The organism is Porphyromonas miyakawae (assembly GCF_045865415.1).
GTDB classification, from domain to species: Bacteria; Bacteroidota; Bacteroidia; order Bacteroidales; family Porphyromonadaceae; genus Porphyromonas; species Porphyromonas miyakawae.
In genome coordinates, this window is record NZ_BAAFSF010000001.1 from 252,885 (window position 1) to 265,251 (window position 12,367).

The following is a 12,367-nucleotide window of genomic DNA, read 5'->3' on the forward strand; positions in this document are numbered from 1 at the left end:
CATTTGCAGTAGAATACTGCTATCACAAATCAAGAGGCGTATGTCTGAGTTTTTGTACCTATGACAAATACTCCACATACGCCTCTGAACGCTTGGTATGAAGTTGTGTAGGCTCTTCCCCTACATGCGCTTAGCTTTTATTCTACTGTAATGGTAGTGGTGCGGTCGCAATTTTCTACAATATATTGTCCTTTTGCCAAAGTGGAGAGGTCTAATTGCATATCGCTTCCTTCTGCAAAGCTCTTCAGCACCATTTTTCCACTCAAGTCGTAAAGTACTACATATGAATTAGCCACTATACCTCTTAGCTGAACAAGGTGGTGCGCTGGGTTAGGATATACGCAGAAAGCCTGCATATCAATTTCCTCTGTGGCATTTGCAATATCGAAAGTTGCTTCTATCTCCGTATCTTCTGTGATGATGAAAGACTTCTCTTCCAGAATATCTACTCCGTTTGCCTTGAGTGCTGTTAGCTTGCTATTGGCTCCAGGGGCAGGTACAAACTCTAAAATAGTACCATCGGTTACTGAGTTGAGATCTACGTCCTCATCCGTGATACCGATAGTTCCCTTACCTTCTCCCAGCACTTTGATAGAAACTTTCTTTGAGGGAATCTCTATTTTTACCATTTCATAGGAATTCTCAACGCTTTTTGGCAGGCCGAGCCGACCCTTTTTATTGCTACCAAAGACATATACTTCGCCTTTCTTATTTTGTGCCATTGTATAGCGCTCTCCGCATACAACAGATACCCAGTCAGAAGCTGTGCCGATTTGGGTGAGTGCCGTTACTCCGGTTACGCTCTGAGACATAGCTAATTGGCCTGTTTCATTGCTGCCGAGCCCCCACATAGTGCCATCTTCTGCAATAGCGATAGAGTGCTCTAAACCGGCAGAAGCTACCAGCCATTTTTTGTTCTTGTCAATGCAAGTAGGACTCTCGACCGGATTGTAACCAGAAGCTGATATTTGGTGCTTATTGTTGTTGCCCCATCCCCAGAGAGAGCCATCCTTCTTGATAGCCAAGGCATGGTGGAAGCTGATATCAATGCTTTGCCAATCGTTGTCTGTGCCAATTTGTATAGGGGTAGTATAGACTCCATCTGCCTCTTGGCCCAATCCTAACTGACTGAGTCCATTGTCGCCCCACCCCCAGAGAGTGCCATCTTTTTTCAGTGCCAAAGTTTGCCACATACTTGGTGCTAAGGTGACCCAATCGCCGGATGTATCCAGCTCAGAGGGAGCGAATTTGTTTTGGTGGGCGGGGTCTCCATTTCCCAACTGCCATCTTGCATTAGATCCCCATCCCCAAAGCGAGTCATCCTCGTCAATAGCAAGTACGGTGAGGTAGCCGCCTTTCATATATTTCCATTTATGGGTGCCAAAATCTACATATTCCGGACTAACATATCCATTTCGATCTAACTCATTCATGCCGGATTCGCCCTCAAAGTTATTGCCGAAGAAAACATATTTACCCTCCTTCGACACGAGAATGACAAAGCTATAGCCGCGGTAAATGCGCTCTGCCTTAAAGCCTTTGGGCAGCTCCAATCTCTTGTAGCCGTAAACATTTGCTGATTCGTCTTCGATGCCCTGACCTAAGCCAAAAAACACATTGGACCCGGTACTCCATACCGTGCCACCTTTCATTAGTAGGTAGGAGACTTTTGATTTCCCCCCATACTGCTTTATGTTTTGCCCATTAGCTGTCGGACTTGCCACGAGTAGCGAGAGCAATAAAGCGCATAGTGAAAAAAATTGATGTTTCATAATTCTCTTCCTTTATATTGATTATAGTTTTTATAATTGCGAAGACTTCTTCGTATAAGTTTTATTTGCTGTTTGTTATATAATATAATTAATTTTCTGCGGCAAATATAATAAATACTTATCATAATAAGGCCCTATGAAATGAAACTCCCCGAGTATAGTATCGGGTAGTTAGGTGCTTTCCGTGTTTTTTGAGGGTGAAATGTGCTGTAGATGAAGAAGAAATGAGTGGCTATCCTATTTAGCAAAGGAGTGGTTGTATGCTGCTTCGCACGGCATAAGGCGTGGCTGCGTAATCCACTACGAGCAAACTAAAATTTGATCACGTACAAATAAAAATTTGTACATGTAGAAAAAATTTTTTGTTCGTGAGCAAAAATATTTTTGTACGTGATCAAATTTAGGACACTTCAGCAGCGTGAAGTATTACTCCGACGTGGCTTACCGAAATTTGATTACTCATTCACCTGACTGTGTGGAGGTCATCAGCAGCCTCACGCCATAAAGGTGATTTTTACAATGGGTGGTGACTATTTTATTTGTGCAGCAATCTCTTTTCCAATGGATACGCCTTGTGCGATACGCGCCGCTAAGCCGATGCCATCCCTTATACCTCCTGCAAGCACGAGCCCCGGATAAGCCTGCTCTATCTCGCGAATACGCTCTAAGCGCGCCGGTGAGGTCTCATCATACTGCGGAATGGCTTTGCGGTACCTTGCAATATGCTGTAGGGAGGCGTTCCGATTAGCCGGGATGGAGAGCATGTGCCTCAATTCTCTTTCGGCAATGCACAGAAGCTCTTCATCGCTGTATTCATCAGGATTTAGGGGTTTTTCATCACCGCCCATAAATATATTGAAGAGAAGACTATCTTCATAAGGCACGCGATTGCGAAACATTTCTGCCGTGAAAAGAATACCCAGTATAGAACAGTTTTCGCAAGAGGGAACTAACCCACCAAATGCTTTTGTTCTTATTTCGGGCAGGTGGTCAAAGCCAATAACCACCTCCGTAATGGGGGCATAGCGAAGCTGCTCAATAGGTGCCAAGAGAGGAGCAATTTCATTAGGCAGCACGCTGTGCAGTAGGTCACTGCGTACCGTGGTTATATAGTGGTCTGCGGTAATGGTATGCTTTTCTTCGTGCTGGTCGGTATAGGTTACGCTCCAACCGGTAGAGGGTGCGTAGTCCGTGTGTACAATCTCTGCCCCGGTTATGACTGATCCTTTCGTTTTTAATTTGTTTTCTAACGCTTCAATTAGGCGGGAGAGCCCACCCTCAGCAGAGAAAACCTCTTTGGTTACGCGGGGGTCTTTTGCTTGATGCTTTAAGGCTTTGCGCAGGGCTCCGCCTATGAAGCTGCCATAATCCTGCTCTAAGCGGTAGAGCTTGGGGAGGGCATATTGGGTGACTATCCTGTAGGGATTGCCTGCATAGATGCCTCCGATAAAGGGATCTACCGCATAATCGACGAAGCTCTTGCCCATCCGTCTTTCGGCTAAAGCTCCTACCGATTCCAACGGATCGGTACCTCTCTTGCGGAAGGGTTCTCCCAGTAGGCGCAATTTGTCGTAGATGGTGAAGAGAGGAGTCGTAATACCGCTCCATAAGCCGGAAGGAAGGGCATGAAAAGAGCGACCTTTCCAGATCAAACGTCGCTTTGCGTCTTTTGAAGCCACTTCAAGCACAGCCTCCGGAGCCACAAAGTTGAATAGCTCTGTTACTTCCGGTGTAGAAATTGATCCTGTATTGGGACCCAATTCATAGGTGTATCCCTTGTCGCAGATAGTGTGGATCTGTCCGCCCAACCGCTTTTCCTTCTCAAGAAGTACAAAAGGAATCTCCCGCTCCGCCAATACAGCGGCCAAAGAAAGCCCTGTAATGCCCCCACCAACAATGATAACGCGGGCATTGTGGTAGTTCTCTTGTCTCTCTTCCGTAGTAATCATCTTTTTCTTCTTGTCAATCTTGTGGACTGCTTCCCTCGCTCATAAATAAAGGCACTCACCGACTTGCTGCATAGGGCATATGCAAGGGGTGAGTGCCATAATCGTGTAATAGATTGGCCTATTAGCGGTAAACGACCGCTGAAAGTCTAATCCTATTAGTCAAGCTTCTCCTTCAGTTCAGCCAGTGCAGATAGGTCGCCCAAGGTAGCTTTTTCTACTTTCTGAGCAGATACTTGCTGTTGTACCTTAGCTTCGGCCTTGTCTTGCTCATCCTTACGCTTACGCTCTTCTTCACGCTTTGCGTCATCGTATACGCGGAGGTGAGAAACGAAGATACGGCGATTTTCCTTGCTGAATTCAATTACCTTGAAGGGTGCTTTTTCATCAACTTGGAGCTTAGAGCCGTCTTCCTTGGTAAGGTGCTTCTGGGTGGTAAAGCCTTCTACTCCGTAGGGGAGTGATACGATAGCACCCTTATCGGTGAAGCTAACGACCATACCTTCGTGTACACTGCCTTCTGTGAAGATCGTTTCAAATACATCCCATGGGTTTTCCTCGGTTTGCTTATGACCCAGGCTCAAGCGACGGTTTTCTTTGTCGATTTCAAGGACAACAACCTCTAATTCGGCATCAATTTCCGTAAATTCGCTCGGATGCTTAATGCGCTTTGTCCAAGTCAAGTCGCTCAAGTGAATCAGTCCGTCTACGCCCTCTTCCAACTCAACGAATACACCGAAGTGCGTAAAGTTGCGCACACGTGCCGTGTGACGGCTGCCTACAGGGTACTTTTCTTCTATGTCAATCCAGGGATCGGGCTTCAGCTGCTTGAGACCTAAGCTCATCTTGCGCTCTTCCGGTTCAATTGAGAGAATAACTGCTTCTACCTCTTCGCCTACCTTGATGAAGTCATATGCGCTGCGTAAGTGCTGTGTCCAAGACATTTCGGAAACGTGAATGAGCCCTTCGATACCGGGAGCTACTTCTACGAATGCACCATAGTCGCTAACCATTTCAACCTTACCCTTGATAATATCGCCGGGCTTGAGGTTCTTGTCCAAAGCATCCCATGGATTGGGCGTAAGTTGCTTGAGACCAAGTGAAATACGTGTCTTGTCTTCGTCAAAGTCAAGGATTACCACGTTAATCTTCTGATCTAATTCAACGACCTCATTGGGTGAAGATACACGACGCCAAGAGAGATCGGTAATATGAATCAACCCATCTACACCGCCAAGGTCCACAAATACACCGAAGGGCATAATATTTTTCACAACACCTTCGAGTACCTGACCCTTTTCGAGTTTGCTGATAATTTCTTTCTTCTGCTGTTCAAGCTCAGCTTCAATGAGTACCTTATGAGAAACAACTACATTGTGCTGCTCTGCATTGAGCTTGACAATCTTGAATTCCATTGTCTTGTCGAGGAGCGCATCGTAGTCGCGAATAGGACGTACGTCTATTTGAGAGCCCGGCAAGAAAGCATCTACACCGAAGATATCTACTACCATACCGCCCTTAGTACGAGACTTAATGTAGCCGATGATTATTTCATCGCGTTCGGCAGCCTCAGAAATGCGTTCCCAAGCACGTTCAGCACGTGCCATGCGATGTGAGAGTACTAAATGTCCCTCTCTGTCTTCGAGGTTATCCACATAAACCTCTACTTCGTCTCCGATCTTGTAGTCGGGATTGTACTTAAATTCAGACGCAGCTACGCTACCGGTCGATTTGCTGCCAATGCTGATAATAAATTCACGTGCTGCCTTGGGAGGACGCGGTACTATGTCAACAATATGACCGATTACAACTTCTTTTTCCTTAATATTGGCAAGTGTAGCTTCATACTTTGCCAAGTCGGCTTCGCGATCCTCATGGATGGCTGTGGTGCCCTGTTCAAACGCTTCCCAATTGAAGTCGGGATCCGGCGTAAGATGTTCGAGTTTGTTCATCAAACTTTTCTAATTGGTTATTACTAATAAGTGATACTTTATTTTGTTGTTTAAACTATATCGGTGCAAAGGTACTAATTAGTTTTGAATCAATACCTTTATGGCTTTCTACAGGCGAAAAGAGGAGCCGGGAGAGCCTGAAAAAGTTTCGAATCACCGCCCTACGGCAATGATGCGAAGTGTATTTAGCTATGTGTTTAAGCACATTTCATTGTGCTTTAGAATACATCTATACCTTTCAAATGATACATCTATACTTTTTGATCGAAATATCTATACCTTTCATTTGAAACATCTATACCTATTTAGAGGCTCATTATGTGGGTTTGTATTTCAGTCAGAAGGTACTAAGTAAGCGATTAGTATTGTGTGTGTTGCGGATCGAAGTTAGTCCACCCGTCCATCCAATTATCTCCCTGAGCAAAAGCACCGATGTAGGATACCTGTTTGAGTACTCCCAAATTGCTAAAGTTGGCGCCACTGAGCAACTTACTACCGGCAGCAGGACGCGGATCAAAGTTTTTGTCCAAAGCATTGCAGCTGGTTAGGCCGAGTTCCGCAATAGTTTCAAATATTTGGTTTCCATTGGCGGGATTCTTGAAGTATTCTTCGCTGAAGGGAGTACGTTTTTTGTCCTGTCCTTCCTTGTTATCGCTGTTGTCGCTCCATACCGGTTCGGTTTTCTTATTTACGTCGGTTCCGATAATTCCGTTCCCTGCAAATACATTGTTCTTAAAGTTCATCGTACCATCCAGAGCCCACTTTTGCGTGGTGCTACCCTTATCGTTTTCGATAATCAGTCCAACGGGCCAGCCGATGAATACTGAGTTGCAGATGTTTAGGTGCGAATTGCGGCGAATTTGTGCGCCGGAAAGGAAGGTACCCAGCTTGGCACCATTCTTAGGATCCATACCCCCACCGTTGATGTAATCTGCCGTATTGGCAAAATCAGCTGCGGAAGCCATCGGACCAATGGAAGTTACGTTGGAGAACTTTGCGGCAGTCCACGGCGTTTTAGTAGAGCCTTTACCGTCGTTATCGCTTTCAAATCCATTAGACCAGGATGTATCGGCGATGCGGGGGTTACGCACGCCCAAACAGAACTGAACGTTACCGCTGAAACCGAAGTCGGTATCGAAATCATCGTCCCAACCCATGTAGGCAATCAGGTGGTTACAATTGACCGTTCCACCGAACCATTCGAAGGAATCGTCGTTACTGTAGGATACCTGAACGTGGTCGATTTGCGTACCGCTTCCTACGCTACCGAGCGTAAGTCCGTTAATCTCGTTATCAGGTTGATAGGGATAGCCGGCAAATTCAATACGTACATAGCTGAGAATACCGCTGTTATCGGCATTGTCGTTACCACCGTGCTTAGCGTTCACACCGCCTTCGATGCTCGCTTCGCCCTGATTATTGATCGCTTTTCCGCAAAGAATGATACCACCCCAGTCACCGGGCCGACGGCTACCGGCAGGTTGTGCGCTGGTAAATACGATCGGTTGCGTTGCGGTACCCTTAGCAATCAGCTTACCGCCGCGCTGCACGATAATGGAAGCCTTGGTATCTTTATCGCCTTTAATTACGGTTCCCGGTTCGATGGTAAGGGTGGTTCCTTCGCTAATATAGAAGAAACCCTTGAGCAAATAGGTACCCTTTTTGAGGAGCCAATCGCCCTTTTTGACGGTATATTCCTGTTTGCCGTCACCAAGTTGCTTTCCGTTCGCAAAAAGTTCAATCAAATTGCCTTTTTCTTCCGGGGTGGGGATCGGTTCCGGGTCCGGTTTCTTGTCGCAGGAAGCGAAGCTCAATCCCATAAGTACAATTGCGCCAAGCGCAAAAACCAATTTCTTCATAACAATTCCTTTTTCTGTTTAAAGTGGTTATTCTGTTTCTTTTTCTGTTTTGTATCGATAATTAGCGGAAGCTGTATCCCAAAGTGAGTCCAAAGGAGCGCCCCAGCTTATATTCTTTTGTAACCTCTTCGGCACTTTTGTGCGTTCCGTCGGGCAAAATACCCTTGGGGAATTGCACGTACCGAAGCTTGCTGTTGAGCAAATTCTTGATATTTAGTTTGAGATTCCATTTTTTTGCGAACTCCCAGCCCAAAGCCAAATCGAGGCTGTGACGGGGCATTTCGTAGCTATCAGGGATAGCGTTGTTGATCAGCCCCGTTTGCGATTGGTCGCTTCGGCCTACCCCTACGATGCGCTTACCAATGATATTGTACTGAAGTGCCGCGGAAAGCCCCGTAGGCTCGTTACGATAAAAAAGCATCGCATTGACGATAAACGGCGATTGACCCTGCATGGGGCGGTCGTCCTCCTGACTTCCTTCGGGAAAGGCCACTTTGCTGTGGATGTAGGCGGCATTGAATCGGAGCGAAAGTCCCTTCAACCCGATAAAATCGAGATCCTTATTGACCTCCAGCTCTATACCTAAGTTATCCGCCTTCAGTGCATTTCGGAAGTAATAGAGGTAACTGCCGCCCGTAACGAAGTAGCTCCACTCGATGGGGTTACGGAAGTGCTTGTAGAAAAAAGCGAGCGAAACTAGCTCCGTTTGGGATGGATACCACTCATAGCGCAGGTCGATGTTGTGGATTTTAGCCGGTTTCAGATCGGGATTACCGCCCACATTGCTGAAAAGATCGAAGTCGTAGTAGATAGAGCGGGATAGTTCGCGAAACTCGGGGCGATTTACGGTCATTCCGTAGGAGAGCCGTATTTTGTGATCTTTGGCTACATCGTAGCTCAGGTTTACGCTCGGATAGAGGCCGCTATCGTCATGATTGGTGGTTTCGGTACCCTCTTCGCGCAAATAGGCATTACTAATGAGCTGCATACGGTTAAATTCGTAGCGCACGCCGGCATAGGCGTTAAACGCACCCACGGCAATATTGTAGCCGGCGTAAGCGGCTGTTTGCCAGCTTCGTCCCTTGTAACTGTTGCGTTGGTCCACTTCCTCGTGGATATAGAGCTTTTCGGCATCGTAATTGGCATCCAACAATACGCCCTCCACAGGATCTCTGTACTCAAAATCGGCCGGTACATTGTCGTTATTCCACCGGTAGTAAAAGATGCGGTTGGTATAGCTACGACGGCGATGTTCCCCGTAAAGTCCTGCTTTGAGGCTGTTTTCTGTAGAGCCGAGCGTAAACTTATACTGATAATCTGCCTTGGCGGAGAAGATATGTTCGCCGAGGTAGCTAAAATCGCGGCTAATTTCGTTTTGATCAATGCGGAACTGGCCGTAATGAGGATCTACCTCGTTGTCGTTCTGCTCGCGATTGATGCGCCTCCGGTCCGGACGATCGTTATTGGCAAAGGAGTATCCGATGCACGCTTTCAGCTGCGATGGCTCGGAAAGCGTCCACGAGCCGTTGAGCTGCCCCGAATAGGTGAGCCGGCTGTTGTAGAGGTATTCCTGCTGCTGTTGGAGGTATTTTTGGCTCAAATTCTGATATCCGTCGCGAAAGGTATAGCGGTTCAGCCCGATAACGTTAACCGTATTTTTGAGCGCGTAGTTGGAAGTGGCGTTTGGGGTAAAGGCAATATTGCACAAACCGCCCAAAATGCTCGTAATGCCGTATTGATCGTCCTTATACTCATTATCGAACGATGGTTCGTCGGCAATCCAATTGCGCAATCCGTAGCGGTTGTTGATCATATCCACTACACGCTGATACTTATGCTCGTAGTTGAGCGCGGCGATGAGCCCCAGCTTTTCGCCGTTGCCGAAGCGAAATGTATGATTTACGGAAGTGAGCAGTTTAACGTCGGCAACCGGCTTTTGCTGCGATAAAGCCCAACGGTTGTTGAATCCGCTCTGAGTGAGCCGCGTAATCAGTGCGGGATCGTTGTCATCCACAATAGCGGGAAAGTCACCTCTCAGGGCACGAAATCCGCCGTCAAAGCCGAGAAAATCGGTATTTCCCCCTTTGTAGTAGGTAAACGGACGGAAGTGCGTTTGATCGTTCAGGGTACCGCCCAATGAGATACTAAAGTCGTTTTGCTCGGGAATATCCTTTGTGGCAATATGGATGAATCCGCCCGAGAAGTCCGCAGGATACTCGGGTGCGGGGCTTTTTACAATCATCATGTTGTCAATTTGGCCGGAAGGAATCAAATCGAAGGAAAAAGCGCGGCTATCCGGCTCGCTCCCCGGCACGGAGGCTCCGTTCATCCATACATTATTGTAGCGTTGCGACAGCCCGCGCACCATTACGTACTTGCTGTCCATCAGCGTGATACCTGGGATTCGCTTGATTACTTCGGAGGCATTATTATCCACCGAGCGTTTAATCTGTTGCGCAGAAATACCGCTCGTAACCATTGTGTTGGTGCGTACTTGGCGGATAAGCGCTAAATCGCTGTTCTTGCGCACGGTGGAAACTACCGTTACATCGTCCAATACCTCCGTCTCGCTGTACAGTTTCACGGTCAGATTGCCGTTAAAGTCCGCCGGATTGATTTGCAATTGGAGCGTTTTGTACCCCACGTAGCGCACTTCTGCCTGATAGGTTCCTACCTCTAAGCTGAAACTGAAGTTCCCGTCAACGTCCGTTACGGTGCCTTGATCGATAGAAGCTATGTAAATGGAAGCTCCGATAAGTGTACTGCCATCAGCGGCATCTACAATGGTTCCCTTGAGTGGTTGTTTTTGTGCAGAGAGACCTATATAGGTCAGTAGTGTAATCGCTGTAGTGAGGGCTATACGTATGAGCCCGTTGGTGTGGTGTTTCATCTAAATGCTTCTCTTCTATAATGTAGCCTTTCGATGGCAAAGGTCTCACTATAGTGTTACAAGAGAGCATCTATTTTGTTACGATATGTCGTTACTTTTATGACGTACTTGTTACATGTACGGAGAGGGAAACGGATTGTCGCTGCAGTATAAATAGAAAGGAGTTGCCGCAGAGCTGTTATGCTCCGAGCAACTCCTTGTGGAATGTAGTGTTTAGAAAGCCTCTCCTTTTTATTCCACGATCAGTATTTCACTCACGCCATCCGACTTCAGTAGATAATTACCCTTCGATACTCCCGATAAGTTTATCTCAGCAGCTCCATTGGCATCTGTGTGGGTTGTTTGGATAAGGGTGCCTTCCATCGAGTAAAGGTATATAGATGCATTGGGCTTAGAGCCGCTGATGTACACATAACCCGATGCCGGGTTGGGGCTTATTCTAACGTGTAGTGCAGCAACAGACTGATTGGCGGTTTCTCCTTCGTAGGGACGGCTGGTCGCATAGTTACCATTGTAGTCCCACACTACCCAGTTCTTGGCTTTTGCAGCCTTCACGTTGGTTGTAGAGCAGTGGTTCTTCTCTTTTGGGTTCTTGCTGTCTATTACATACAAATTGCCTTTCTCCTTCCCTTGCCGGTTAGGCATGCTTTTGATAAAGGCTTCCATTTGCTGTAAATCGATAAAGTTTCCATTGCAGCCTATCTCTGTTAGTTCGGGGTTGTTGGATACATCTAGCGTGGTGAGCTTATTTTCGCTACAGTCCAACTCTTTCAAAGCAGGGTTCTTGCTTATATCTATCTGCGACAAGTCATTGAGGAAGAAGAGAAGGTGCTCTAAGGCTGTGTTTTGCGATACATCCAAGCTGGTGAGGTGCAGGGAGGGACACCAAAGGAATAGAAGCTTTTTGTTCTGCGTTACATCCAGTGTATTGAATGAGTTATAACCACAATAGAGCGTTTCGAGATCTGCGCATTGTCTTACATCTATACCGTTGATGGTATTTCTGTAGCAATTGATATAAACAAGGTTTTTGTTCTTTGTGATGTCCAACTCCGGTAGTTTATTGTCGGAGCAGTAGAGCTTTTTCAGATCGGTACAAGCTGTGAGGTTTAGGGTACTAATCTTATTGCGCGATATCTTTAGTTCATTCAGTGAGGTTAGTGCGCTGACATCAAGCTCAGAGATAGCATTATCCTCGCAGCTCAACTCCTTTAGAGTAGTGGGAGGTACCAATTCTTTAAGCGCACACTTATTGCAGCGGAGCACTTCCAATGCCTTGTTGGCAGACAGATCCAATGTGCCTATGGGGTTCCCACTGCACTCCAATAGTTTGAGCGAGGGGGCTTTGGAGACATCCAGCGCTGTGATTTCATTGGTTGAGCACTGAAACTCGGTAATTTTACCATGTAGTACAACGTGATTATTTTTTACATTCAGAAAAACGAAACCTCCGTTTGCCTCTATCTCGCCCTCTACGCCTTCACCGGTTACCTTTCCTTCGGCAGATATGATCAGTATGATTGTGGTAGCCTCACCGCCCAAATCAAACGAGATGCTCTCTTCAGTCTCCCTCAGCGAGGGGGTAGTTGCGTGGAGTTGGCCCATGTTCGTGGCGAATAGGGGCAAGCTCAATAGAGTTAGTGTGACATAATAAAGTAGTTTTCTTTTCATAATTGTATATTTCCTTTCTATTTTATGAATTTCTTTCTCGCTTTCGGAGGTGTGCGTAGGCTTAATACGCCTTCTTGCATCTCTTTGATTAAATAGGATTGCATGCGAATTTGTCCGACAAATATAGAAAATAATATTCTCTTTGTCACTTGTAAAAAGAACGTATGGCCTGGGGTAAAAAAAGGTTCTGATATTTCGAATGAAAGTTACAGATGTTTCATTTGAAAGGTATAGATGTTTCAAATGAAAGATACTGATGTATTGAGAGAGGAAAGAA

The 12,367-nt window shown here is 46.4% G+C and carries 6 protein-coding genes; all 6 read right to left on the reverse strand.

Annotated elements, in window-relative coordinates; all coding sequences use genetic code 11:
- Positions 1–137: 137 nt before the first annotated feature.
- On the reverse strand, positions 138–1,772 hold the full coding sequence (locus tag ACLWMH_RS00965) for a T9SS type A sorting domain-containing protein (RefSeq protein WP_411914897.1): 1,635 nt from the start codon (positions 1,770–1,772) through the stop codon (positions 138–140).
- Between the two features lie 530 nt (positions 1,773–2,302).
- On the reverse strand, positions 2,303–3,721 hold the full coding sequence (gene hemG, locus ACLWMH_RS00970) for a protoporphyrinogen oxidase (RefSeq protein ID WP_411914898.1): 1,419 nt from the start codon (positions 3,719–3,721) through the stop codon (positions 2,303–2,305).
- Positions 3,722–3,876: 155 nt separating this feature from the next.
- Complete coding sequence (rpsA, locus tag ACLWMH_RS00975; RefSeq protein ID WP_411914899.1) at positions 3,877–5,670, reverse strand: 30S ribosomal protein S1; 1,794 nt, start codon at positions 5,668–5,670, stop codon at positions 3,877–3,879.
- 359 nt (positions 5,671–6,029) lie between these two features.
- A complete protein-coding gene (locus ACLWMH_RS00980) occupies positions 6,030–7,529 on the reverse strand; it encodes a hypothetical protein (RefSeq protein ID WP_411914900.1) in 1,500 nt (499 codons plus the stop codon).
- A gap of 61 nt (positions 7,530–7,590) precedes the next feature.
- Entirely contained in the window at positions 7,591–10,419 is a 2,829-nt protein-coding gene (locus ACLWMH_RS00985) for a TonB-dependent receptor (protein WP_411914901.1), read from the reverse strand.
- Positions 10,420–10,650: 231 nt separating this feature from the next.
- A complete protein-coding gene (locus ACLWMH_RS00990; RefSeq protein WP_411914902.1) occupies positions 10,651–12,090 on the reverse strand; it encodes a T9SS type A sorting domain-containing protein in 1,440 nt (479 codons plus the stop codon).
- Positions 12,091–12,367: the final 277 nt, after the last annotated feature.